The 24,778-nt window shown below is 71.0% G+C and carries 25 protein-coding genes; 11 read left to right on the top strand and 14 right to left on the bottom strand.

Annotated elements, in window-relative coordinates; genetic code table 11:
• Positions 1–9 precede the first annotated feature (9 nt).
• The 3 genes from FHS22_RS11225 to FHS22_RS11215 are packed head-to-tail and all read left to right on the top strand — an operon-like array spanning position 10 to position 2,983.
• Positions 10–1,680, top strand: a complete 1,671-nt coding sequence (locus FHS22_RS11225) for a lysylphosphatidylglycerol synthase domain-containing protein (RefSeq protein ID WP_184940840.1) — start codon at positions 10–12, stop codon at positions 1,678–1,680.
• 53 nt (positions 1,681–1,733) lie between these two features.
• Positions 1,734–2,114 carry a DUF6247 family protein gene (locus FHS22_RS11220; RefSeq protein WP_221473524.1) on the top strand — a complete coding sequence of 127 codons (381 nt, stop codon included), beginning with the start codon at positions 1,734–1,736 and terminating at the stop codon, positions 2,112–2,114.
• A gap of 50 nt (positions 2,115–2,164) precedes the next feature.
• A complete protein-coding gene (locus FHS22_RS11215) occupies positions 2,165–2,983 on the top strand; it encodes a GNAT family N-acetyltransferase (RefSeq protein ID WP_184940837.1) in 819 nt (272 codons plus the stop codon).
• Between the two features lie 14 nt (positions 2,984–2,997).
• Here the strand turns inward: FHS22_RS11215 and crcB are convergent, their stop codons facing one another.
• The 6 genes from crcB to glgP all read right to left on the bottom strand — a co-directional run bounded on the left by crcB (position 2,998) and on the right by glgP (position 9,425).
• The gene (gene crcB / locus FHS22_RS11210; RefSeq protein WP_184940835.1) at positions 2,998–3,357 is read right to left on the bottom strand and encodes a fluoride efflux transporter CrcB; all 360 of its coding nucleotides are present in this window, start codon (positions 3,355–3,357) and stop codon (positions 2,998–3,000) included.
• A 64-nt stretch (positions 3,358–3,421) separates the two neighbouring features.
• Positions 3,422–3,943 carry a fluoride efflux transporter FluC gene (locus FHS22_RS11205; protein WP_184940833.1) on the bottom strand — a complete coding sequence of 174 codons (522 nt, stop codon included), beginning with the start codon at positions 3,941–3,943 and terminating at the stop codon, positions 3,422–3,424.
• A gap of 49 nt (positions 3,944–3,992) precedes the next feature.
• The gene (locus FHS22_RS11200) at positions 3,993–4,601 is read right to left on the bottom strand and encodes a hypothetical protein (RefSeq protein WP_184940832.1); all 609 of its coding nucleotides are present in this window, start codon (positions 4,599–4,601) and stop codon (positions 3,993–3,995) included.
• Positions 4,602–4,646: 45 nt separating this feature from the next.
• Complete coding sequence (locus FHS22_RS11195; protein WP_184940830.1) at positions 4,647–6,176, bottom strand: protoporphyrinogen/coproporphyrinogen oxidase; 1,530 nt, start codon at positions 6,174–6,176, stop codon at positions 4,647–4,649.
• 39 nt (positions 6,177–6,215) lie between these two features.
• The gene (locus FHS22_RS11190; RefSeq protein ID WP_184940829.1) at positions 6,216–6,719 is read right to left on the bottom strand and encodes a hypothetical protein; all 504 of its coding nucleotides are present in this window, start codon (positions 6,717–6,719) and stop codon (positions 6,216–6,218) included.
• A 123-nt stretch (positions 6,720–6,842) separates the two neighbouring features.
• Positions 6,843–9,425: an alpha-glucan family phosphorylase gene (gene glgP, locus FHS22_RS11185; RefSeq protein WP_184940827.1), complete on the bottom strand. Its 2,583-nt coding sequence runs from the start codon at positions 9,423–9,425 to the stop codon at positions 6,843–6,845.
• 347 nt (positions 9,426–9,772) lie between these two features.
• Between glgP and FHS22_RS11180 the strand changes: the two genes are divergently transcribed.
• From FHS22_RS11180 to glgB, 6 genes are all read left to right on the top strand, one after another.
• Positions 9,773–11,932 (top strand): alpha-1,4-glucan--maltose-1-phosphate maltosyltransferase, encoded by a 2,160-nt coding sequence (locus FHS22_RS11180; RefSeq protein ID WP_184940826.1) that lies wholly within the window; start codon positions 9,773–9,775, stop codon positions 11,930–11,932.
• 41 nt (positions 11,933–11,973) lie between these two features.
• Entirely contained in the window at positions 11,974–13,677 is a 1,704-nt protein-coding gene (treS, locus tag FHS22_RS11175) for a maltose alpha-D-glucosyltransferase (RefSeq protein ID WP_184940824.1), read from the top strand.
• 3 nt (positions 13,678–13,680) lie between these two features.
• Positions 13,681–14,991 (top strand): maltokinase N-terminal cap-like domain-containing protein, encoded by a 1,311-nt coding sequence (locus FHS22_RS11170; protein WP_184940822.1) that lies wholly within the window; start codon positions 13,681–13,683, stop codon positions 14,989–14,991.
• 73 nt (positions 14,992–15,064) lie between these two features.
• Positions 15,065–15,739 carry a Tat pathway signal sequence domain protein gene (locus FHS22_RS11165; protein ID WP_184940820.1) on the top strand — a complete coding sequence of 225 codons (675 nt, stop codon included), beginning with the start codon at positions 15,065–15,067 and terminating at the stop codon, positions 15,737–15,739.
• Positions 15,740–15,741: 2 nt separating this feature from the next.
• On the top strand, positions 15,742–17,043 hold the full coding sequence (locus tag FHS22_RS11160) for a copper amine oxidase (protein ID WP_338047710.1): 1,302 nt from the start codon (positions 15,742–15,744) through the stop codon (positions 17,041–17,043).
• A gap of 132 nt (positions 17,044–17,175) precedes the next feature.
• Entirely contained in the window at positions 17,176–19,368 is a 2,193-nt protein-coding gene (gene glgB, locus FHS22_RS11155) for a 1,4-alpha-glucan branching protein GlgB (protein WP_184940817.1), read from the top strand.
• Between the two features lie 47 nt (positions 19,369–19,415).
• Here the strand turns inward: glgB and FHS22_RS11150 are convergent, their stop codons facing one another.
• From FHS22_RS11150 to FHS22_RS11120, 7 genes are all read right to left on the bottom strand, one after another.
• Positions 19,416–19,910: a DM13 domain-containing protein gene (locus FHS22_RS11150; protein ID WP_184940815.1), complete on the bottom strand. Its 495-nt coding sequence runs from the start codon at positions 19,908–19,910 to the stop codon at positions 19,416–19,418.
• Positions 19,911–19,957: 47 nt separating this feature from the next.
• A complete protein-coding gene (locus FHS22_RS11145) occupies positions 19,958–20,125 on the bottom strand; it encodes a hypothetical protein (protein WP_184940814.1) in 168 nt (55 codons plus the stop codon).
• Positions 20,126–20,511: 386 nt separating this feature from the next.
• Positions 20,512–20,667, bottom strand: a complete 156-nt coding sequence (locus FHS22_RS11140) for a hypothetical protein (protein ID WP_221473523.1) — start codon at positions 20,665–20,667, stop codon at positions 20,512–20,514.
• Positions 20,668–20,768: 101 nt separating this feature from the next.
• Positions 20,769–21,044: a hypothetical protein gene (locus FHS22_RS11135; protein ID WP_184940812.1), complete on the bottom strand. Its 276-nt coding sequence runs from the start codon at positions 21,042–21,044 to the stop codon at positions 20,769–20,771.
• Entirely contained in the window at positions 21,044–21,319 is a 276-nt protein-coding gene (locus FHS22_RS11130; RefSeq protein ID WP_221473522.1) for a type II toxin-antitoxin system Phd/YefM family antitoxin, read from the bottom strand. Before FHS22_RS11130 ends, FHS22_RS11135 begins: the two co-directional genes overlap by 1 nt.
• A 75-nt stretch (positions 21,320–21,394) precedes the next feature.
• A complete protein-coding gene (locus FHS22_RS11125) occupies positions 21,395–22,873 on the bottom strand; it encodes an AAA family ATPase (protein WP_184940810.1) in 1,479 nt (492 codons plus the stop codon).
• Positions 22,874–23,026: 153 nt separating this feature from the next.
• A complete protein-coding gene (locus FHS22_RS11120) occupies positions 23,027–23,311 on the bottom strand; it encodes an ATP-binding protein (protein WP_184940808.1) in 285 nt (94 codons plus the stop codon).
• On the opposite strand from FHS22_RS11120, the gene FHS22_RS11115 reads away from it, so the two are divergent.
• Positions 23,303–23,626 carry a Scr1 family TA system antitoxin-like transcriptional regulator gene (locus FHS22_RS11115; RefSeq protein WP_184940806.1) on the top strand — a complete coding sequence of 108 codons (324 nt, stop codon included), beginning with the start codon at positions 23,303–23,305 and terminating at the stop codon, positions 23,624–23,626. The two genes, FHS22_RS11120 and FHS22_RS11115, sit on opposite strands and share 9 nt — an antisense overlap.
• Positions 23,617–23,829: a DUF397 domain-containing protein gene (locus tag FHS22_RS11110; protein ID WP_184940805.1), complete on the top strand. Its 213-nt coding sequence runs from the start codon at positions 23,617–23,619 to the stop codon at positions 23,827–23,829. Before FHS22_RS11115 ends, FHS22_RS11110 begins: the two co-directional genes overlap by 10 nt.
• A 94-nt stretch (positions 23,830–23,923) precedes the next feature.
• Here FHS22_RS11110 and FHS22_RS11105 read toward each other — a convergent pair whose 3' ends face one another.
• Positions 23,924–24,592 carry a hypothetical protein gene (locus FHS22_RS11105; RefSeq protein ID WP_184940803.1) on the bottom strand — a complete coding sequence of 223 codons (669 nt, stop codon included), beginning with the start codon at positions 24,590–24,592 and terminating at the stop codon, positions 23,924–23,926.
• Between the last annotated feature and the right edge of the window lie 186 nt (positions 24,593–24,778).

Here is a 24,778-nt window from a genome sequence, read left to right as displayed (position 1 = left end):
GGACCCTGAGTGCCCGCTCCGCACCGCCTCCTCGCCGAACTGGCCCGGCGCTCGCTCTCCCCCCGCGCCCGCCCGTCCGGGAGCCCTCCTGCGTCCGGGCACGCGTCTCCGTCCCTCCTCAAGACGGTCCGCCGCGTCCTCGGCCTGGCGGTCCTCGCCGCCGCCGTCGTCTACCTCACCCGGGTCGTCTCCGGCCCGGACCTCGCCTCGGCGGGCCGGGCGCTGCTGCGCGACCCGCTCGGGGTGCTGCTCGCCCTCGTGATGTACGGCTGCGCGTTCGCCCTGCGGGCGTGGTCCTGGCGCCGGGTGCTGCCCGGCCTCTCCCTCGGCCACTCCTGGGCCGCGCTGCACGTCTCCCTGCTCGGCAACCACGTCCTGCCGTTCCGCCTGGGCGAGGCCCTGCGGGTGACCACGGTCCTGCGCCGGACCGCCCTGCCCGCCGCCCCGGTGGTCGCCTCCACCGTCACCCTCCGCTCCGCCGACCTGCTCGCCGTCGCCCTCCTGGCCCTCGCCGCCGCCCCGGCCCTGGTCACCGCCCTGACCGGCCCCTGGATCCGGCCGCTGGCCGCCGTCCTCGCCCTCGCGATGCTCGCCGGGGCGTTCTGGCTGGGCCGGTCGAGGTGGACCGCGCTCCCCGTCGTCTTCGCCGCGGCCGCGGCGGCCTGGGTGCTGGAGGCGGCGGTGGTCTACGAGGTGGCGCGGCTGGCCGGGGTGGGGCTGAGTCCCGCCGAGGCGGTGGCCGTGACGGCCGTGACCATCGCCGCCCAGACCGTGGCCGTGACCCCGGGCGGGTTCGGCTCCTACGAGGCCGCGGCCACGGCCGCGCTGACCGCGCTCGGCGTCGCCTCCGGCCCGGCCTTCGCGGTCGCGCTGCTCACCCACGCCCTGAAGACCGCCTACTCCCTCGTCGTCGGAGGTGTCGCGCTCGTGACTCCCACCAGGCTCAGGCTGCCCCGCGTCCTCCCCCCGCGCCCGCAGCCGCTGCAGGTCGCCCCGGACGCGCCGGTGGTCGCGTTCATCCCGGTCTTCGACGAGGAGGAGACGGTCGCCGAGGTCGTCGGGCGCCTCCCGGCCGAGGTCGGCGGTCGCCCGCTGGTCACGATCGTGATCGACGACGGCTCCTCCGACGCCTCGGCCGCCCGCGCCCGCGACGCCGGCGCGACCGTGGTCGCCCAGCCGCACAACCTCGGCCTGGGCGCCGCGGTGCGCCGCGGGCTGGCGGAGGCCGTACGGCTCGGCCCGGCGGCGGTGGTCTACCTCGACGCCGACCTGGAGTACTTCCCCGAGGACATCGAGGCCCTCGCGGGGCCGGTCCTGTCCGGCGAGGCCGACTACGTGGTGGGCTCCCGGTTCACCGGGACCATCGACCGCATGCTCCCGCACCGGCGCTTCGGCAACCGGGTCCTCACCGCGTGGGTCCGCTGGATGACCCGGCACGACGTCACCGACGGCCAGAGCGGCTACCGGGCCTTCTCACCCGGCGCGGCCCGCGCCGCCGAGGTGATCCACGACTACAACTACGCCCAGGTCCTCACCCTCGACCTGCTCGCCAAGGGCTACCGCTACCACGAGGTCCCGATCCGCTACGCCTTCCGCGCGAGCGGCGAGTCCTTCGTCAAACTCGGCCGCTACCTCCGCAAGGTCGTCCCCGCCGTCCACCGCGAACTCAACTCCCCCTGATCAGTAGAGGATGTGCGTCTCCGGGTGCGCTCATCCGAAATAGCGTGGACCTCGTGAGCAGCGCCTACGAAGAAGTACCGCTCAGCGAGTTGCTCGACCAACTGGAGCATGACGGCGCAGTCGTCGGCTTCACCGCCGGTCTGCTGGCCGGCCTGGTCCGGCCGGGTGACATCGGGACGGGGCAAGAAGCGCTGCGCGAGGCGTTGCCCTGGGTCTCCTTCCTGCCCGACGACGACGCCGAGGCATTCCTACGCGAGCTGGTGGACGTGACTCGCGAAGCGACGGCATCGGACGACCTCGCCCCCGTCGCGGTGCTGCTGGCCCAGTGGCACCACACCGCCGAGGTCTATGCGGACCCTGCATTGCACGCGCTGATCATTCACGAGCCCGAAGGCGATTTCGGAGCGACCCCTTTGCCGGAGACAACGGAGTAAGTCCCAAATACAGTGGCATGCGGTCTTCCGGCACACATATGGTCCACGGCATGGACGTGATCGTCACCGGGGAGCCCGGTCGCTGGATCGCCCGCCGCGGCGAGGAGGTCATCGGCGAGGTCACGGCTTTCGCACGGCCGGATGGCCGGTGTCTCGTCCTCTTCCGTTCCTGCCGCGCCGAGGCGTACACACCGCTCGTGCGGGCCGTCGCAGGGCACTTCCCCCGGGACCTCCACACCGAGATCTCCGAGTCCGACGCCGAGGCATGCGAGACTCTCGCGGAGTCGGGGTTCGTGATCGGACGGCGGGATCACGTCTACACCGTGCCGACCGATCCGGCGGTCACCGGACTGGCCGGGGTGACCGTGCCCGTGGGGTTCGAGCTCGTCACCGCCGACCAGGTGGAGGAGGACCGGCTCCGGGAGCTGGACGACGAGCTGCGGCAGGACGTCCCCGGCTGCGACGGCTGGAGATGGGACCGGCAAGGTTTCCGCGAGCAGACGTACGGCTCCGCGGCCTTCGACCCCGCCGTCTACCTCGTCGCCGTCGAGCGGTCGACCGGCCGGTACGCCGGACTGGTCCGGATCTGGAACGACCCGGCCCGCCCCCGGCTCGGCCTGATCGCGGCGGGGCGTCCGTACCGCCGCCGCGGGCTGGCCAGGGGCCTGCTCGCCCAGGTGTTCAGCGTCCTGCACGACCGCGGAGTCCCCGAAGTGGCCGCCGAGGCCGACGTCACCAACACGGCCTCCGTCACACTCCTCACCTCCCTCGGCGCACGCCGTACCGGAGGCTCCCTTGAACTCGTCCGCCCCGGTGACAGAAGACCCCTTGGACCCGAGCACAGGAAGCGTGCGTTTCCCGGAGGATGATCACCGGGAGCGGGTCAGGAGAGGGCTTGGGCGAGGAGGGTGCCGCACCAGGCGGCGCCCAGGCCGCCGGCGATGCTCGCGGCGACGTTGAGGATCGCCCGCAGGCGCTCGCCGTTCCCGGCCAGCCGTACCGTCTCGTAGGCGAAGGTGGAGTAGGTGGTCAGCGCGCCGCAGAACCCGGTCCCGGCCAGCGCCGTCACCCAGCCGTCGACGGGGAGCGCGAGCAGGAGGCCGAGCAGCGCCGATCCGGCCGTGTTGACGGTGAAGGTGCCCCAGGGGAAGGTCGCGTCGTGGCGGGCCTGGACGGCCCGGTCGGCCAGGTAGCGCAGCGGCGCTCCGACCGCCGCGCCGAGCGCCACCAGCAGCGCGCTCAAATGCCCTCCTCCATCGGCCACGCTCGCGACGCTGCTGCGCCCACGGCTCGCTCACTCCGCTCGCTCACGCCGCCTCCCCAGCCGCCGGGTCCGTACGGCGGGGCCGGGTGATCGCGCGGGTCCCGGCGGCGGCCAGGTGGACGGCGGCCACCGCGGCGAGAGCGGTGGCGGACAGGTAGACCAGGGCGAGTCCCGGGGCGCCCTCGGCGGCCAGCCGCCCGATGTCGGCGATGTAGGCGGAGAACGTGGTGAACCCGCCGAGCACCCCGGCCCCGAGGAACGGACGGGTCAGCCGGTGGGCCCGCCGGGTCTCGGTGATGAGCACCATCAGCACGCCGATCAGCGCGCACCCGGCCGCGTTGGTCGCGAACGTGGCCCAGGGGAAGCCGCCCGCCGGCCGCGGGAACGCCTCGGCGAGCCCGTACCGGGCCAGCGCCCCGATCACCCCGCCGACCGAGATCGCCGCCAGCGTGCTCCACGGGGCCTGGCGCAGTTCGGCGCGCTGCCGCGGGAGGTGGAGGTCCACATCGGGGTCGACCGGCGGCACCGGAGGGTCGTCCGGGCGGTCGGCGGGTGTCTCGGTCATGGGGAATCCCCGCCAGCATACCGAGCGCCCGGCCCCGCGCCGGGTGCCTTCAGGCGTCCGGGCGCTCGCCGGAGACCGTCTCCGCTCCGGCGGACGGAGCGGGTGTCCCCGGAGCATCGGCGGCGACCAGGCGCGGCCCGTAGCGGTAGCCGACGAACACCGCGAACACCAGCGGGGGCCCCACGAGCAGCGGGTTGCCGAAGAACGACTGGTCCCAGCTTCCGGCCGGCGCGATGATCGCGACGATGAACGCGACGGTCGAGAGCCCGCACGCGCAGGCGCACACCATCCGCGCCGCCAGGGGCTGCCCGACCAGCCCGGGCGCCGCCGCGGCCATGATCATCGCGACGGGCACGGCCACGATGAGCCCCACGACGGCCCCGACCGCGGCGCCGATCGCCCCCAGCTTCACCAGAGCGGCGATGGCCAGGACCACCGCGGTGGCACCGGAGGAGTCGGACGAGCCGGAGCCGGAGCCGTAAGCGGAGCCGGGGCCGTCGGCGCCGGAGGGCTCGCCGTCCCCGGAGAGGATCTTTCCCACGAGGAGGACGAGGATGGGGAGCGGGGTGCAGATCGCGCCCGTGGCGGCGCCGCCCGCCAGGCCCGCGAGGAACGTCCTGCCGACGACACTCCTTCGTTGAACGCGTTCAAAAGTCACCCGTCCAATATCCACCAAAGCCCGGCCGATGGCCAGAGGCCGGAATCAGTCCTCGACGACGTGGGCGGAGAAGCGGGCGCGGGCGGCCCGCCAGGCGGAGGCGTCCCAGCCGGTCGCGGTCAGGGCGTCGACGGCGTCGTAGCCCATGGCCATGGCGTGGTGGGTGTTGTCGTGCGCGAACAGCCCGAGGCGGCCGAAGGTGGTCACGTTCGGGACGGTCGCGGCCCAGGCGTCCAGGCCCGCCAGGTGGGCGGCGTACCCGGTCGCGTAGACCGGGTAGACATGCGGCACCCGCCGTACGACCAGGTCGGCCAGGTCGACCGGGGGCAGGCCGGAGGCGGCGAGGGTCTCGTCGACCAGGCCGGAGAAGTCCTCCGTCGCCCAGATCCCGTCGCCGGCCGCGCACGGGATCTCGAAGCAGAGCACGGTGCGGCCGGCCGGGTCGTCGGCGCTCACGCGGTAGTTGGCCGGCTCGGAGATCCGGGTCACCGGCGTGTCCGGGCCCGGCAGGTAGTGCGCGTCGTACGGCGTCCACCGGCCGCCCTCGTGCACCGCGTAGACCAGCACCATCGCCCGGAACGCGAGCCGCCCCGCCGCCCGGACGACCTCCTCCGGCGGTCCGGGCTCCACCAGCCGGGCCAGGGCGGGCATCGGGATCGTGGAGAACACCCTCCCGGCCTCGATGCGCCCGCCCGCCGTGTCCGGCCCTGCGGCTTCTCCCGCGGGCCCGCCCGCCGCACCTTCCGTGCGGCCGGGCGCGGCCTCCGGCAGGGCGGGCCCTGCGGACGTGCGCAGGACCACCGAGCCCTCGGCGGGCTCGATGCGGGTGCAGGCCGTACCGAGGCGGATCTCCGCCCCGGCGGCGACGGCGGCCTCGGCGAGCGCGTCGACGATCTGGCCGAACCCGCGGCGGGGGTAGTGGAAGATCTTCCCCTGCCCGCCCGGCTGCCCGCGCAGGATCCTCTTGGCGATCTTCCACGGGCTGTCGGCGGTGACCCGCCTGCGGGCCTGGTCCCCGTCGATCTCCTCGCCCGGCAGCCCCCAGAGCTTCACCGCGTAGGGCGCGTAGAGCGCGTCGTAGAGGGCGGGGCCGAGGCTCGCGCGCAGCGCCCCGGCATAGGTGTCCGCCCGGTCTCCGCCCCGGACCGTACGGCTTCCGCCCCCGGGCGCCTCCGGAAAGCCGCGGCCCCCGCTCCGCAGCGGCGCCGTCACCGCGTCCCGGGCCACTGCGGCCAGCAGTCCCGGAGGAAGGCGCCTGGCCAGTTCCCCGGCCCGCAGCGGGAAGCCGACGAACCGCCCGGCGATCCGGAGGCGGCCGTTGCGCGGGCGGGTCTGCAGGTCGTCGCCGAGCAGGCGGCGCAGGTCCGCCAGCAGGTGCGGCGGGGTGGCCGGATGGAGCCGGTGGCTGCCGTGGTCGACCCGGATCCCGGCCACCTCGAAGCTCGCCGACAGCCCGCCCACGTGCCCGGCCCGCTCCAGCACCGTCACCGAGAGCCCGCGCCGGGCCGCCCGCCACGCCGCCGCCAGGCCGGACGGTCCGGCGCCCAGCACCACGAGGTCAGCACTTGTCCGCATGGCGGAGAACCCTATCCGTCCCGGAGGACGTCCTCCGGCTCAGGCGCCTGGAGACCGTCCGGGCGCAGCAGATCCGGCCGCCGAACGGCCGGCGACCAGGTACGGCCCGCGCCAGCTTCCGAGGCCCGCCGCCGCCACCACCGGGACCCAGGGAGCGGGGTGGGCTGCGAACCACTCCCAGGGGGCCGTCCCGGCAACCAGCATGATGATCACCCCCGTCAGCACGACGGCGGCGACCGCGCACGCGGACGCGCACACCAGTTGCGCCCGCACCCGGCGTACGGCCAGCCAACGGACCGCGAGCGCCATGACCGCCGCGACGGGCAGCGCGGCGACGACCCCCGCGAGCAGGCCGAGCACGATGGAGAAGAAGCTCGTCTGCCACAGCTGGGGCAGCATCTCGTCGAAGTCGAGCAGCCCGAGGTCCCGCAGCAGGAGGCCGGTGAGCACGAGCATCACCAGTCCTGTCCCGGCGCCGCCGAGGGCACCGGTGACGATCGTCCTGCGCACGATCTCCGATCGCCGGGCATGATCCGCGGTCATACCCGGCATTCTCCATCACGGTCTTCGCCGCTGCGGAACGACCGGCCGCGGCCAGGCCGGGTCGGATCGGGTCAGCGGCTGCCAGGCACCGAGTCCGCCCGGTCGGCTACCCGGTGGCTCCCATCAGCGGAGGGTGCCGTTGGTCATGCCGGCGGGCTCCTCCGGCACGGCGATCAGGCCGAGCTCGGCGGGGGCCGCCATCAGATGGTGGGCCGGGACGGCGCGGACGGTGTAGCCGAAGGCCCCGGTGCGCTCCAGCGGGATCGTGCCGGTGAACACGGCCCTGCCGTCGTCGCCCTGGGACTCGACGCTCAGCGGCGCGTAGGCGGGCGCGACCAGCTCGTCGTGGAGGCCCACCCGGCCGTAGGCGGCCTGGACCTGGATGTCGCCGGGCTCCAGCTCGCCCAGGGCGATCGTGGCCCGCAGCTCCAGCGCGGCCCCGACCTCGGGGGTGTCGCCCAGCCCGGCGGCCTCGACGTGCTCGACCCGGACGCCCGGCCAGGCCCGGCCGACCCGGAGCTTCCAGGCGGCGAAGCCCTTGGCCTGCTCGTTGCCGTCGGCCGTCAGGACCCGCGCCGACTTCGCGGCGGGGACGTAGAGGCCGACGACGTAGTCGCGGAGCATCCGGCCGGCCAGGACCTTGGGACCCAGCGAGGACAGGGTGTGGCGGACCATCTCCAGCCAGCGGCGGGGCAGGCCGTCGGCGGGCCGGTCGTAGAACCGGTCGGCCACCTCGTGGTCGATCAGGTCGTAGAGCGCGGCGGCCTCCAGCTCGTCGCGGCGGTCGGGGTCGGCGACGCCGTCGGCGGTGGGGATGGCCCAGCCGTTGGTGCCGTCGTACCACTCGTCCCACCAGCCGTCGCGGATCGACAGGTTGAGCCCGCCGTTGAGCGCGGCCTTCATGCCGCTGGTCCCGCAGGCCTCCAGGGGGCGCAGCGGGTTGTTCATCCACACGTCGCAGCCCTGGACCATGAGCTGGCCGAGGGCCATGTCGTAGTCGGGCAGGAAGACGATGCGGTGCCGCACGCCCTCCTGGTCGGCGAACTTCACGATCTGCTGGATGAGCTTCTTGCCGCCCTCGTCGGCCGGGTGCGCCTTGCCCGCGATCACGATCTGGACCGGCTTGTCGGGGTCGAGCAGGAGGCCGCGGAGCCGTACCGGGTCCGAGAGCATCAGGGTCAGGCGCTTGTAGGAGGGCACCCGGCGGGCGAAGCCGATGGTCAGCACCTCCGGGTCGAGGGCGTCGTCGATCCAGCCGAGCTCGGCGGTCGAGGCGCCGCGGTCGATCCAGGAGCGGCGGAGCCGGACCCGGGCCGCCTCGACGAGGCGGGCGCGGAGCCTGCCGCGGATGCCCCAGATCTCCTCGTCGGAGATCTTGCTCACGCCCTCCCAGCCCTGGGCCCGGTCCACCAGCGAGGGCAGCTCCCGCCCGGCCAGCTCCATGATCTCCCGGCCGACCCAGGTGGGGGCGTGCACGCCGTTGGTGATCGAGCCGATCGGCACCTCGGCCACGTCGAAGCCCGGCCAGAGCCCCTGGAACATCTCCCGGCTGACCTCGCCGTGCAGCTCCGAGACGCCGTTGACCCGCTGGGCCAGGCGCATGCCCATCGCGGCCATGTTGAACTTGCCGGGCTCCTCCTCGGCGCCGAGCGCCAGGATGCGGTCGACCGGGACGGTGGGCCAGGAGTTCTCGCCGCCGAACTGGCGGGCGATCAGCTCGGTCGGGAAGCGGTCGATGCCGGCGGGGACGGGGGTGTGGGTGGTGAAGACGGTCCCGGCCCGCACGGCCTCCAGCGCCTCCTCGAAGGAGAGCCTGGCCTCGGTGAGCTCGCGGATGCGCTCCAGGCCGAGGAAGCCGGCGTGGCCCTCGTTGGTGTGGAACACCTCGGGCTCGGGGTGGCCGGTGATCCGGCAGTAGGCGCGGATGGCGCGCACGCCGCCGATGCCGAGCAGCAGCTCCTGCTTGAGGCGGTGGTCGGTGCCGCCGCCGTACAGGCGGTCGGTGACGTCGCGCTCGGCGTTGTCGTTCTCGGCCACGTCGGAGTCGAGCAGCAGCAGCGGGACCCGGCCCACCTGCGCCACCCAGAGCTGGGCGTGGAGCACGCGGTGCTCGGGCAGGCCGATCCGGATCCGGACGGGCGTGCCGTCCTCCTCCTTCAGGAGCGTCAGCGGCAGGCCCCCGGGGTCGAGCGAGGGGTAGTGCTCCAGCTGCCAGCCCTCGGGCGAGAGGGACTGGGTGAAGTAGCCGTGCCGGTAGAGCAGGCCGACCGCGAGGATCGGCACGCCGAGGTCGCTGGCCGCCTTGAGGTGGTCGCCGGCGAGGATGCCCAGGCCCCCGGAGTACTGCGGGAGCGCGGAGGCGATGCCGTACTCCGGCGAGAAGTAGCCGATGGCCCGGGCGGCGTCCGGCATGGACTGGTACCACCGCGGGGCGGTCATGTACTCGCGCAGGTCGTCGGCGGCGTCGGCGAGCCGCCGCAGGAACCGGCGGTCGGCGGCCAGCTCGCGCAGGCGCTCGGGCTCGACCGCGCCCAGCAGCGCCACCGGGTCGTGGCCGACCCGTTCCCAGGTGACCGGATCGACCTCGGCGAACAGGTCGAGCGTCTCGGGGTGCCAGGACCAGCGGAGGTTCTGCACGAGCTCGCCGAGAGAGGCCAGCTCCGAAGGAAGGACGGTTCGGACGGTGAACCTGCGGATTGCTCTCACGCTGCCAGACCCTAGTTACTCAACGCCACGAGGGCGACCAGAATGCTCACGCGTCTCCCCCTCACCGCTATCGCACCGGTCCAAACACGACGCGCCGGGCGCGCGGACCGACGAAAGATCTGCTCCGAAAGGAAAGGGCGGCCTCTTCCGCGGGCACGCATGAAGGGCGACTATTGGGGCAACCCAACCTATGAACACCGACCTGTCCCCGGGATCCGGCCGTCCACACGGGGACAGTGCGCCGTCATGCCCCGGGGCCGGCCAAAAGGATGCTTGAAGAAGCAAGGGTCTTTCTTGCCCGAAACCTCCCGGCGGTACCGGGTGTGCCGTCGCTACCGTGAGACGCGATGATCGGACGAATCCCTATCCAGGACATTCACCCCACCGTCGAGGGCGGGCGCCGGCCCGCCAAGGCCGCAGCGGGTGAGACCTTCGAGATCACCGCCGTCGTGTTCCGCGAGGGACACGACGCGGTGGCCGCCGGCGCCGTGCTGATCGGCCCGGACGGCGTGCGCGGGCCGCTGCTGCGCATGCACGAGCTGGCCCCCGGAACCGACCGCTGGGGCGTGGAGGTGACGCTGCCCACCGAGGGCACCTGGAACTTCCGCGTCGAGGCGTGGAGCGATCCCGTGGCCACCTGGATGCACGACGCGGGCATCAAGATCCCGCGGGGCATGGACGCCGACCTGATGTGCGAGGAGGGCGCCAGGCTCTTCGAGCGCGCGGCGAAGGCCGTACGGCCCGCCGACTGCGCGGCCAGGTACGGCGAGGCCGACGAGGACGAGCCGGGCGGGAACGGCTCGCACGCGAGCGAGAGCACCGGGCACTCGGGCGGCGCCGGCCACCGCAACGGCGGCGGTAACGGCAACGGGCACCGCAACGGCAACGGCGCGTGCGGGCACCGGGCGGCGCTCCAGGCGGTGGCGGCCCGGCTGCGCGACGAGGCCATCGACCCGCGGGCCCGGTTCGCCGTGGCGCAGCTCCCGGAGACGGCCGAGCTGCTGCGCGCGCACCCGCTGCGCGACCTGGTGACGAAGTCGCCCCGGCACGCGGTCGTGGTCCACCGGCGCCGGGCGCTGTTCGGGTCCTGGTACGAGTTCTTCCCCCGTTCCGAGGGGGCGATCGTCGAGCGGGACGCCGCCCCGAAGTCGGGGACCTTCAGGACCGCGACCGAGCGGCTGCCCGCCGTGGCGAGGATGGGTTTCGACGTCGTCTACCTGCCGCCGATCCACCCGATCGGGCACAGCTTCCGCAAGGGGCGCAACAACACGCTGACGCCCGAGCCGTACGACCCGGGCTCGCCGTGGGCGATCGGCTCCGAGGAGGGCGGGCACGACGCGATCCACCCCGACCTCGGCACCTTCGAGGACTTCGACGCCTTCGTGGGCCGGGCCCGCGAGCTCGGCATGGAGATCGCCCTCGACCTGGCCCTGCAGTGCTCGCCCGACCATCCGTGGGTCAGGGACCACCCGGAGTGGTTCAACATCCGCGCCGACGGCTCGATCGCGTACGCGGAGAACCCGCCGAAGAAGTACCAGGACATCTACCCGCTCAACTTCGACAACGACCCGGAGGGCATCTACGCCGAGGTCAAGCGGGTGGTGAAGGTGTGGATGGACCACGGCGTGCGGATCTTCCGGGTGGACAACCCGCACACCAAGCCGGTGGCGTTCTGGGAGCGGCTGCTGGCCGACGTCCACACCACCGACCCCGACGTGCTGTTCCTGGCGGAGGCGTTCACCCGGCCGGCGATGATGCAGGCGCTGGCGAAGGTCGGGTTCCACCAGTCGTACACGTACTACACGTGGAAGAACTCCAAGAGCGACGTCGAGAGCTATCTCAGCGAGCTCTCCCACGAGACCTCGCATTTCATGCGGCCGAACGTGTTCGTTAACACTCCGGACATTCTTCACGAATACCTTCAGCACGGGGGTGTTCCGGCATTCCGCATCAGAGCGGTCCTCGCGGCACTGGCCGCGCCCACCTGGGGCGTGTACGCAGGCTACGAGCTCGCGGAGAACGTCCCGGTCCGTCCCGGCAGTGAAGAATACCTTGATAGCGAAAAATATCAGTATAGACCGCGTAATTGGGATGAAGCGGAACGAGAAGGGCGAAGCCTGGCGCCGTTCATCACGCAGCTGAATTTGTTCCGAAGAGCCCACCCGGCCCTGCAGGAATTGCGTAATCTACGGTTCCACAGCGTCGACCACCCGGATCTCGTCTGCTTCTCCAAGCGGCTCCCGGGCTCCCACGACACGGCCTCACGACGGCACGGCCTGGGCGACGTCGTTCTGGCAGTCGTCAATCTCGATCCGCACCACACCCACGAGGCGACGGTGTCCCTGGACATGCCCGCCCTCGGTCTCGACTGGCATGCCGAGTTCGTCGTCGACGACGAGCTCTCCGGCGAGTCGTACCGCTGGCGGCAGTCGAACTACGTGCGCCTCGATCCCCACATCCACCCGGCGCACATCCTCACCCTGCGCCCGGCGGCGGGCCACAGGTAGGCCGGCCGGGCGTGATACGGCAGAGCAGCGGGGAGTCCTACGTGAGTCATTTGTCCGAGCCCATTCCGAACACCTTCGACGAGGAGGAGCCGCGCGATCCCTACTGGTTCAAGCGCGCGGTCTTCTACGAGGTGCTGATCCGGGGATTCGCCGACTCCAACGGAGACGGCACCGGAGACATCCGCGGCCTCATCCAGAAGCTGGACTACCTCCAGTGGCTGGGTGTGGACTGCCTGTGGCTGCTGCCGCTGTACGAGTCCCCGCTGCGCGACGGCGGCTACGACATCGCGGACTTCATGAAGATCCTGCCCGACTTCGGCGACCTGGGAGACTTCGTCAAGCTGGTCGACGAGGCCCACAAGCGGGGCATGCGCGTCATCGCCGACCTGGTGATGAACCACACCAGCGACGCCCACCCCTGGTTCCAGGCCTCCCGGCACGACCCCGAGGGCCCGTTCGGCGACTTCTACGTGTGGAGCGACACCGACGAGCAGTACAAGGACGCCCGGATCATCTTCATCGACACCGAGACGTCCAACTGGACCTACGACCCGGTGCGCCAGCAGTACTACTGGCACCGCTTCTTCCACCACCAGCCGGACCTCAACTACGAGAACCCGGACGTGCAGAACGCGATGCTGGAGGTGCTGCGCTTCTGGCTGGACCTGGGCATCGACGGGTTCCGGATGGACGCCATCCCCTACCTGTTCGAGGCCGAGGGCACCAACTGCGAGAACCTCCCCCGGACCCACGAGTACCTCAAGCGGGTCCGGGCCGAGGTGGACCGGCTCTACCCGGACCGGGTGCTGCTGGCAGAGGCCAACCAGTGGCCGGCCGACGTGGTCGAGTACTTCGGCGACCCCGCCACCGGGGGCGACGAGTGCCACATGGCCTTCCACTTCCCGCTCATGCCGCGCATCTTCATGGCCGTGCGCAGGGAGTCGCGCTACCCGATCTCGGAGATCCTGGCCCAGACGCCGAAGATCCCCGAGCACTGCCAGTGGGGCATCTTCCTGCGCAACCACGACGAGCTCACGCTCGAGATGGTGACCGACGACGAGCGCGACTACATGTACTCCGAGTACGCCAAGGACCCCCGGATGCGCGCCAACGTGGGCATCCGGCGCCGCCTGGCGCCGCTGCTGGAGAACGACCGCAACCAGATCGAGCTGTTCACCGCGCTGCTGCTCTCCCTGCCCGGCTCCCCCGTGCTCTACTACGGCGACGAGATCGGCATGGGCGACAACATCTGGCTCGGCGACCGCGACGGCGTGCGGACCCCGATGCAGTGGAGCCCCGACCGCAACGCCGGGTTCTCCGACTGCGACCCGGGCCGGCTCTACCTGCCGGTCATCATGGACCCGATCTACGGCTACCAGGCGATCAACGTGGAGGCGCAGCAGAAGAGCAGCGGCTCCCTGCTGCACTGGACCAAGCGGATGATCGAGATCCGCAAGCGCCACCCGGTCTTCGGCCTCGGCGACTTCGCCGAGCTGAACTCCTCCAACCCCAGCGTGCTGGCGTACGTGCGCGAGCTCGGCAACGACCGGATGCTCTGCGTCAACAACCTCTCCCGCTTCCCCCAGCCGGTCGAGCTGGACCTGCGCCGCTTCGAGGGCTCGGTCCCGGTGGAGACCATGGGTGGGGTCCCGTTTCCGCCGATTGGCGAACTTCCGTATCTTTTGACGCTTCCTGGGCATGGGTTCTACTGGTTCACCCTGCCACCCGCGACTCAGGAGGCGTAGGCCATGTTGACGGAGCTCCTTACCGGATGGATGACGCACCAGCGCTGGTTCGCCGGTAAGGGGCGTCCGATCGACGGGCTCGCCGTCGACTCCGACGTCGAACTCGCCCCCGGCCTGCGCCACCTCATCGTCTCGGTCCGCCAGAACGGCGCCCGGGACCGCTACCAGATCCTGCTCGGCTGCTGCGAAAGCGACCTGCCCGACAGGCTCCGGCACGCGCAGATCGGCGACGGCCTCTACGACGCCGCCCACGACGCCGACCTGACCGGCGTGCTGCTGGAGGCGATGTCCGACGGGCGCGACATCGGCCCGCTGCGCTTCCGCCACCTGGAGGGCGTGCACATCGACAGCTCGCCGCGGAGCCTGGTGCTCGGCGCCGAGCAGTCCAACACCTCCCTGGTGTACGGCGAGACCTACATCTGCAAGCTGTTCCGCCGCCTGATCCCGGGCGTCAACCCCGAACTGGAGATCGTCAACGCGCTGGCGCTGCGCAAGGCGGCGCACATCGCGCAGCCGTACGGCTGGATCGAGACCGACCTCGACGGCGAGCCCACCACGCTCGCGATGACCCAGGAGTTCCTCTCCAACGCCAACGACGGCTGGGCGCTGGCACTGGCGAGCGTGCGCGACCTGTACGCCTCCATGGAGGAGTCGGCCTCCGACGCGGGCGGCGACTTCAGCGCCGAGTCCTTCCGGCTCGGCACGGCCACCGCCGAGGTCCACCACGAGATGGCCGCCGCCTTCCCGACCGGCGTGATGGACGCGGCCGAGGTCAGGCGCATGGTCGACGACCAGCGCCGCAAGCTGGAGCAGGCCGTCGCCGAGGTCCCCGAGCTGGCCGAGCACGCCCACGTCGCCGAGGAGGCCTACCGGCGGGTGGCCGCCGTGGCCCACGACGTCCCGGTCCAGCGGGTGCACGGCGACTACCACCTCGGCCAGGTGATGCGCACCCCCACCGACTGGATCGTGCTCGACTTCGAGGGCGAGCCGGGCCAGCCGCTGGCCGAGCGCCGCGCGCTGAGCTCTCCGCTGCGCGACGTGGCCGGGATGCTCCGCTCGTTCGACTACGCCGCCCGGCACCTGCTGGCCGACCACGACGCGGCCGAGGACCTGCTCCCGCGGGCGGTCGAGTGGGCCGAGCTCAACCGCTCGTCGTTCCTGGCCGGCTACTCGGCGGGCGGCGGGCGGCTGCGCGGCGAGGACGCCGTCCTGCTCCGCTCCCTGGAACTGGCCAAGGCCGTCTACGAGGTGGTCTACGAGGCGCGCAACCGCCCCTCCTGGCTCCCCATCCCGCTCGCCGCCTTCGGCCACTGAATTCACCCCGCCCATCATCACGGAAACCATTACTCTTCGCATACGAAAGTACGCGACGAGTAAAGGAGCCGTCATGGGGCGAGGCCGGACCGCGGTGGCGCTCGCGGGCATGGGAGTGCTCGCCCTGGCGGGATCGCTCCTCCTGGCCGCCGGCGACCAGGGGCCGCAGGCCGCCCGCTCCGCCCTCCGGCCACCGGCCCCGGGAGACCCGCTGACCGGCGACGAGATCGCGCGGGCGGGCGAGATCGCCTCCGCCACGCTGCGCACGCGCATGTCGACCGGGCGGGTCGAACTCCTCTACGTCGAGCGCGACGACGACAAGGCCGCCGCCCACCTGCGCCGCGCCGACGCCTACATCTACGACTACGGCACCGACCGGCTCATCGTGCGGACCGTGGACCTCGGCCGGGGCGAGGTCGTGGCCGAGAGCGCGGGCCGGGGCGTGCGGCCTCCCCCGTCCAGGACGGAGGAGGCCAGGGCCGCGGAGCTGCTGCTGGCCGACCCCGGGCACGGGAAGCGGATCCGGGCCGCCTACGCCGAGGCCGCGGGCAGGCCCCTGCGCTCGGCCTCCGACCTGGGCCTGCGGGCACTGGTCTACACGCCGCGGCGGCACGGCGCGGCCGCGGCGGCCTGCCGCACCCACCGCTGCGTGCGGCTCTTCGCCCGGCTTCCGGACGGGACGTGGCTGGACACCACCCGGATCGCCGTCGACCTGTCCGCCAAGAAGATCATCGCCCTGGAATGGTGACCGTGCGGCTCCCCCTGACCCTTCTCCTCCTCGCGCTGGCCGCCGGCCTGGCGGGCGTCCCGGCCGCCGGCGGCGCCACCGCCGGCCGTGAGACCCGCGAGGCCCGCGAGGCCCGTGAGGCCCGTGAAGTCCCCTCCGGCACCGGCACCGCCCCGGCGGGCACCGTCCCCGCCCGCGCGGTCCCGCCCCGTACGGCTCCCGCCTCCCGCACGGCCCCGGCCCGCCCCGCGTGCGGCGCGCCGTACCTCGTCGACCGCAGGCTGCCGAACGGCGCGCGCTGGCGGCTCTGCTGGGAGATGCGGACCATCGAGGGGCTCACCCTCACCGACGTCGCCTACACGCCGGCCGGCGGGCGCGAGACCTCCGTGCTGCGCAGCACCGCCCTGGCCCAGATCCACGTGCCCTACGACAGCGGCGAGCCCCGCTTCCACGACATCGGCACCCTCGGCGAGATCGCCGTCCCGCTGCAGTCCGCCGACTGCCCCGGCGGGCAGCGCCGCGGGCAGTACGTCTGCGTCACCACCCGGCCGCGCGGCCACGCCTACCTGAAGTCCCGCTTCGAGGAGCCGGCGCTCTCCGCCCAGGGCCACGACCTGGCGGTCTACTCCGCCTTCCAGGTGGGCTGGTACACCTACCTGGTCGAGTGGGCGTTCTCCGACGACGGCGCGATCACCCCGCGCGTGGGCGCGACCGGCTCCCTGTCCGGCTTCACCGCCGAGACCGGGCACGGCTGGCCGACCGGGACGGGCGGCAGCCACGTCGAGCAGAGCCACAGCCACAACATCTTCTGGCGGCTGGACTTCGACGTCGACGGCAGGGAGAACGACGTCGTCGAGCAGTACGACTTCACCGGCTCCGGCACGGCCGCGCGCACGCTCGTCCGCACGAGGTTCACCAAGGAGACCAGGGCGGTCAACGGCCGGACCCGGTGGTGGCGGGTGGTCGACACCGAGAGCCGCAACGCCGACGGGCACCCGGTCTCCTGGGAGATCAACAACTCCGCCAGCGCGCAGTACCGCGGGCCGCGGGACGAGGCGTTCACCAGGGCCGACCTCTACGTGAGCCAGTACCGCGCGTGCGAGCGGCTGGCGACCAACAACCCCTCCCCGGACTGCGCGCCGAGCGTCGACCGCTACGCCGGCTCCGAGCGGCTCACCGACCCCGTGCTCTGGGTCAACGTGAGCTACCACCACGTCGCCCGCGACGAGGACGCCGACCCCATGCCGGTCCACTGGCAGGGCTTCCGCATCACCCCGCGCGACGTGACGGCGGAGAACCCTCACCTCCGCTCCCGGGCACGGTGATCTCCCCCTTCCCGGGACGGTGTACCGAAGCCGGTGCAAAGATCTTTCCTGGCATGCCCCGAATCGCGTGGGTTGAACGCCCACAAGCGGGCAGGGTTAGGGGATATCCGACTTACGGGAGTGGACTCACCCATGAGCGTGCACCTGGACCTGGATCTCGACCGGCTGGCGGGCGGAGCCCACCACGATCCCCACTCGATCCTCGGCGCGCATCCGGGGCCCGGCGGCGTGACCTTCAGGGCGCTGCGGCCGCTGGCGGAACGGGTGCAGGTGGTCGTGGGCGACGAGGCCCACGACATGGAGCACGTGGCCCACGGGGTGTTCGCGGTGACGATCCCCGGCCTCGACAAGACCCCCGACTACCGGCTCCGGGTCGTCTACGCGGGCGGTGAGCCGTACGAGACCGCCGACCCCTACCGGCACTGGCCCACGCTGGGCGAGGTGGACCTGCACCTGATCGGCGAGGGGCGGCACGAGCGGCTCTGGGAGGCGCTGGGCGCGCGGGTCATGCGCCACGAGGACGTCGAGGGCACCGCCTTCACCGTCTGGGCGCCGAACGCCCGCGGGGTCCGGGTCGTCGGCGACTTCAACCACTGGGACGGGACCGGCCACCCGATGCGCTCGCTGGGCCGCTCCGGGGTGTGGGAGCTGTTCGTGCCCGGGCTGTCGGAGGGCGACCGCTACAAGTTCGCGATCCTCGGCTCCGACGGCGTCTGGCGGGACAAGGCCGACCCGATGGCCCGCCGTACCGAGGTCCCGCCCGCGACCGCGTCGGTGATCGAGCGCTCGGTGTACGGCTGGCAGGACGCGGCGTGGATGCGGGAGCGCCCGCAGCGCCGGGCCCTGGAGGAGCCGATGAGCGTCTACGAGGTGCACCTGGCCTCCTGGCGGCCCGGCCTGTCCTACCGGGAGCTCTCGACCGAGCTGGTGGACTACGTCCGGGACATGGGCTTCACCCACGTGGAGCTGCTCCCGGTGGCCGAGCACCCGTTCGGCGGCTCGTGGGGCTACCAGGTGACGTCCTACTACGCGCCGACGGCCCGGTTCGGCTCGCCCGACGAGTTCCGCCACCTCGTCGACAAGCTGCACGAGGCCGGGATCGGGGTGCTGCTCGACTGGGTGCCCGCGCACTTCCCGATGGACGACTGGGCACTGGCCCGCTTCGACGGCACCCCGCTGTACGAGCACGCCGACCCGGCGCGCGGCGAGCACCCGGAGTGGGGCACCTACATCTTCGACTTCGGCCGCCGGGAGGTGCGCAACTTCCTGGTCGCCAACGCGCTGTACTGGCTGAAGGAGTTCCACATCGACGGCCTGCGGGTGGACGCGGTCGCCTCGATGCTCTACCTCGACTACTCGCGGCGCGAGGGCGAGTGGACGCCCAACCAGTACGGCGGGCGGGAGAACCTGGACGCGGTGGAGTTCCTCAAGGAGATGAACGCCGTCTGCTACCGCGAGGCCCCGGGCATCGTCACGATCGCCGAGGAGTCGACCGCCTGGCCGGGAGTGTCGAGGCCCGCCTACCTGGGCGGCCTCGGCTTCGGGTTCAAGTGGAACATGGGCTGGATGCACGACACGCTCGCGTACCTCAAGCACGAGCCGGTCTTCCGGCAGTACCACCACCACCAGATGACGTTCTCCCTGATGTACGCCTACTCCGAGAACTTCGTGCTGCCGCTCTCGCACGACGAGGTGGTGCACGGCAAGGGCTCGCTGCTGGGCAAGATGCCCGGCGACGAGTGGCAGCGCTTCGCCAACCTGCGCGCGCTGTACGCCTTCATGTGGGCGCACCCCGGCAAGCAGCTGCTGTTCATGGGCGGGGAGTTCGGCCAGGGCTCGGAGTGGTCGGAGGAGCGCGGCCTCGACTGGTGGGTGCTCGACTTCGACGGGCACAAGGGCGTGCAGAGGCTGGTGCGCGACCTCAACCGGGTCTACCGGGAGACGCCCGCGCTGTGGAGGGTCGACAACTCCCCCGAGGGCTTCCGCTGGATCGACGCCGACGACGCGCCGGGGAACGTCTTCTCCTTCCTGCGGCAGGCCCCCGACGGCTCGACCCTGGCCTGCGTGGCCAACTTCTCCGGCGGCCCGCACGAGGACTACCGCCTGGGGCTGCCCTTCCCGGGCGCGTGGGAGGAGATCGTCAACACCGACGCCTACGACTACGCCGGCAGCGGCGTGGGCAACATGGGCACCGTGGAGGCCGTCGAGGAGCCGCACCACGGCCTGCCGTACTCCGCCGCCCTGCGCGTCCCGCCGCTGGGCACCCTCTGGCTGCGCCGGACCCCGGTCCCGGAGACCCTGCTGACCACCGACGAGATCGAATAGGCCCGCGCCGTACGGCGTGCACGCGTGACCCCGCTTTTCCGGCGCCGTCAGCGGACGCAGTCCTGCTGGGCCTGGGCCACGAAGTCCGCCCGGCCCAGCACGACGTCCACTTCGTCACCGGTCTTCTCGTCGTGCTGCCGGATCAGTATGAGTCCCGGCCGCATCCTCCGGATCGCATCCGGGGTGAACTTCACCGAGCCGAACGTCCTGCTGTTCGCCTTCGACCACACGGACACGCTGTAGGTCTGGCCGGGATCCAGTCCGGGATCCCCGAAGGAGATCCTCCAGCCGTCGGCGGGGGCTTCGAGACTCACCGAAGCGAATCCACCCCGGAGGGGAGGAGACACGTACTCCGCGTCAGCGATCAGCACCCCGGCCTCGGGAACCCTGTGGACGGAAAGGCCGTCGGGCGCCGCGCCGCACCAGGCGACATTGGTCAGCAGCCGCCCCTCATCGTCGACCGAGACCCCTGTCATCCCTCCCCTCTCCGGGGAGCAGGCGGTCACGAGAAAGAGCACCGCGCATACAGCGAGCCACCTCACCGGGGAAGGCCGGCCCGACAGGGCCGCTCTGTTCGCACCAGGCACCGTCATCCGAAGTGCCCGCACCGTTCGGGGTCGAGGAAGAAGGCGGATATCAGGGCCGCCGCCGCGACGAAGGCGACCGGCACCGCGACCAGCCCGGCCAGGCCCGCGAAGACCATCCGCTCCGGGAGTCGCTTCTCCGTCGGGGGCCGCAGCACCTCCAGCTTGATCACTCACGAATGGTGACACACGGGGCCGATAGGGCGACAGGGTGCGCAGACGACCGGCTTGCCGTACGGCGTGCGCGGGGAGTCAGGGTGGTCGCCGAACGGCCCGACCAGGCGGGTGACCGGATTTCAGGTGACAGGCCGCGACGACATGGATACGGTGAATGCGCCGCCTCCTGATGGGGGGAATGGAAGTGAGCCCGGGTGGACCGCCGGACGACGGGAGCCCGGGCTTCGCGCCGTCCAGCTCCAGTCCAGGGAAGAGACCAAGGAGGCGGGATGATGACGGACTTCCCGAAGTGGTCGGACATTCGTGCTGACCTTGTCGAGCGTTCCGGTGGAGAGGAAGCCGTCGCCGCCGCCGGACAGCGCAACCAGGAGTACATCGACAGTCACCTGTCGGCCGAGCCGATGGCCCACCGCCCTCCCCGGCTGCGGAGCACTTCGACGTCATAACCCGCCTCCGCCTCTTCGGCGAGGCGATCGACCAGGTCGTCCGTGACCGGCACGCCACCCGAGGCAGAAGTGCGCAGTTCGTCCTTGTTCAAGGATTCCCCTCCTCTCACGGCGACAGGTCGCGGTGTCTGGTTCCCGAACTGTCCGCCGAACCATCCGAGAGCGCGTGACCCGGATCAGTCTCTTTTTCGGGTCACGCGAAGGGATCGGTTCCCAAGTAGCGGATCACAACGGCATCCGGCATGGTGTCGTGGAATTCCCAGACGATCAGCCAGTCGTCGATACGGTCGCGGACCGGGATGCCCCACAGACCGTCGCGGAAGGAGCGGCGACGGACACGTGCATCTCCGGGATCCTCCTCCAACAGGTCCAAGGCGTCGTCGATACCTGCCAGCAGGTCGGAGCTGACACGTTTTTCCAGCTCGGTATAGACGACGTAGGGTTCGGAGTCGAACCTGACATCGGCCATCAGTCAGTGGTCCTCCGTGAAGCGCGGGGTGGCCTGGGACGCTGACGTTCGGGGTGGCGGCGTCCTTCTTCGATCTGGGCCATGATCTCGGCAGGTAGCTGGTATTCGGGGACCTCGTCGTTACCCTTGGTGAGCTTCTGATACTTCTCAATGGAGATCACTACGGCGACCGGTTGCCCATAGTGGGTGAGAACAGTCTCTTCCTTGGCGTAACGCGCCCGCCCGACCACCTCGCCAAGGTGCTCGCGGGCCTCACTGATCGGCATCTCACTCATACCCAGGATTGTACAACTCTTACAGCTAATGATCTTGATTTTGGCTGAGTTCGGATGGACCGCTGGACACCCCTGTCAGCCATCCCCGTAGAGAGAGTCCAGGCTGATCAGGCGAAGGCGATCGTTTTCTACCGCGGCCGTCTGCAGGTCGTCGGTGAAGCCTGAGCCGCTATAGCAGGCCAGGACCGTCTCGCGGGTGTCGTAGCCCTTGCCTGCGAGAAGGTCGCGGGCCCGCGCCAGGCGTTCGACGTGGTGGCCGTTCATGGTCTCGCCCCACTTGGCCTCGCCCAGGGAGAGGACCCGGCGGGGGCGGCCCGGCTCCTGGGCGGCCAGAACGACCACGTCGATCTCGATCCGGGTGCGGTTGGCCGGGTCGCCGACCACTCCGGAGCCGACCTCGGAGGGGAAGTCCCCGTACAGGTTCTCGTCGGCGTCGCGGGCGAAGTCCCGGCACAGCGCCTCGAAGTGCGGACCGGCGACCTGGGACAGGAAGGCCGGGCGGGCCGAGCGCCAGACGCTCTCCGCCCGGTAGATCTCCAGCTCCGACCAGCGGCGGCGCATGATCGCCTCATAGAAGGTGATCAGCGGTTCGACGATGCGGTAGCGGGAGCGGCCGGAGCGGAAGAGGTCGGGCTCCCGGACGACCAGGCCGCAGTCCTGGAGCACGTTGAGCGGGTGGGTGAGCTGGTCGGACGTGCGGCCGACGTAGTCCGCGATCCCGCCGTTGGTCGTGTTGCCGCTCGCGATGGCGGCCAGCACCGAGTGGTAGAGGGCGGGGTCGCGGATGTCCGGCTCCTCGGCCAGAAGGTAGCGCGCCTCGCGGAAGAGCGGCTTCTGCGGGTTGAGGACGGTCCTGACCACCCAGGAGTCGAAGTCGTCGAGGTCGGCGGGCACGTCCCCTTGGGTGAACTCGTGCCGGTAGGCGGGGGTGCCGCCGACGATCGCGTGGACCAGGACGGCCAGGCGCGGGTCCGTGATGCCCCAGAACTCGGCGGCGTCCCGGTAGCGGAAGGGGCGGATGACGAGTTCAAGGCCGGCCCGTCCCCGCAGGGGCGCCTGACCGGCCAGGAGGCCGCCCATCACGGACATGGCCGAGCCGCAGAGCAGCAGCCGCAGATCGCTCTCCCTGCCGCTGCCGCCCGGCCCCAGCTCCCGCTGAATGATCGAGGGCAGGCCGGAGGTGACACGGGACAGGAAGGGGAACTCGTCGATGACCACGGGGAGCGGCCGGCCGCGGAAGCTGCGGAACAGGTGGCCGATCGCGTCGTTCCAGTCCCGGAAGGGGTGCTCCGGGACCTCCCGGGTGTGCCGGGTGAGGGCGTCGGCGAAGAGTCGGAGGGATTCCGCCTCGGTGGCCTCGGTGGCGGCGAAGTACAGCCCGCCCATCTCCTCGGCCAGCGCCTGGAGGAGGAAGCTCTTGCCCTGCCTGCGGCGACCGCTGACCACGCCGAGGGAGGCGCCGCCGGGGACCGCGGAGGGCGGCACCGAGACGAACGCGGCGAGCCCCTGCCACTCCCGCACCCGGTCGAAGATCCGTGCCGGCTTGCTCGCCATCGGGCTCCCTTGATCACTCAAAGATACAGAACTATACTTCCCGGAAGTATAGTTCTGTGAACTGCACCACATAGAGGGCAGGCGGTTTCCGGCAGAGATCGCCCTGGTCATGCGGGAGGCCGGGGCGTGCGGGCTTCCGGCGGGCGACCGAGTTCAGGGCCAGGCGGGGAGTTCGAAGAAGACGGACTTGCCGTACGGCGTGCGGGAGTAGCCCCAGTTGGCCGCGAGGATCTGGATCAGGGCCAGGCCGCGGCCGGACTCGGCGGTGTCGGCGGGCGCCGTGACGACGGGAAAGAAGATGCTGCCGTCGTAGACCTCGACCACCAGGTTCCCGGCTTCGCGGTGCACGACCATGCGGATGGTCACCCGCTCGCCCCGGTCGTCGCCGGTGCCGTGCAGCAGGGCGTTGGTCACCAGATCGATGAGTCCGTGCTGCACCGCCAGGTCGGTAGCCGGGAGACCATGCGCGGGCAGTTGGAGCACCTGCTGGAGATCAGCGGCCCGTCGGTCAGCGTGCAGGTGCTTCCGCTGTCCTGCGTGCGGATCGGCCTGCTGGCCGGTTTCGCGATCGCCACTGCCGAGGACCGCAGCGAGGTAGCGTATTTCGAGACAGCCGTGCACGGCATCACCACGGGCGATCCGTCCGAGGTGGCCGAGGCCGCGCGGTTGTTCGACGCCATCCGAATGGAGGCGCTGCCGGTCAGCATGTCGGCGGCCCTCATCGAGAGAACGGCAGAGCAGCGATGGACCTGAACGACCTCACGTGGCGTAAGTCCAGCCTCAGCGGCAACAACGGCGGCGACTGCGTCGAGGTGGCCGAACTCGCCCCCACCACCCCGCGGCCCACCCACAAACCAGACGCCACCTACGCCCTTCGCGACAGCAAAAACCCCATCGGCCCAGTCCTCTACTTCACCCCATCTGAATGGCAGGCTTTCCTCAGGGCTTCGAAATAGCCAATTTTACCCTCATCACGAGAGGAAGAGATCCGTAACCACTCACGTTCCTTGTGATCAGAGTAGGTCCCTCAACCCGGCAACCAGAACTTGGTCATGTTTGAGTGCGTTGACCAGCCCAGAGAAAGGATGTCCGCAGTATGCCGACGAACAGTACAGGTGCCCCGACGATCCAGCAGCGTATGCCTGCTTCGATACCTTCATTGGTATGCTCGCCATTGCCCTGAATTTCAGGCGCGAGCATAGAGGCGATCACCGGCAGCAGAAGCAGCATGGCACCTGCAAGAACGAGTGCCGCGCTGGCCATGACCGACTGCCCCCTCCGATAAGGGCGCGCTACGAGCAGAGTCAGAACTGTAGCGCACACAGCAGCAGGCAGCATTACTTTGCCGGTCCAGTGCAGCAGCATCACCGGCCCGTACCATCGCTCATCTGAGATCGGCTCCTTAAAGTACACCGCAGGTGTCGGTGGACCAAGGAGGTCCCTGACCGTACCTAGCAGGCCACCGCCGATCAATGCGCTGATAAATACGGCCCATCGCCACCCGACTCGGGAGCCATCTCCCAGGAGAATGGCGACGCCAACGGCAGCGAGCATGCCGAGCACTACACCCTTACTCGCCCCGTTAGCGAACGGCACCCATTTATTCCAAGGGTAGTTTCCCACTGTGAAAGCTGTCCACACGCCCACAGCACCCCACATCAAGACACCGACGGCGATCCCAACGGACAGCACATCCCTGATGCGTTCAGTTTGGGCCACACCACTGTTTCCTCTGTCGACCACGTGAGGCTCGCAAAAAATAGGTCCATCCATGGATTGCCATCCTAGCGGAACGAACTAACCGCAAGACGGTGACTGTTCAGGTTCCGTCTTCGTGCATGGCCTGCGCATGACCCCGCCCGTGGGATGATCTCCGAGTGACTTCGACCGGGGGTGGGCGGCCGT

It is taken from the genome of Thiemannella venezuelensis (assembly GCF_014203605.1).
Lineage (GTDB): Bacteria > Actinomycetota > Actinomycetes > Streptosporangiales > Streptosporangiaceae > Planomonospora_A > Planomonospora_A venezuelensis.
The sequence above is the reverse complement of the archived record's forward strand: the minus strand, read 5'-3'. Positions and strand labels throughout refer to the sequence as shown.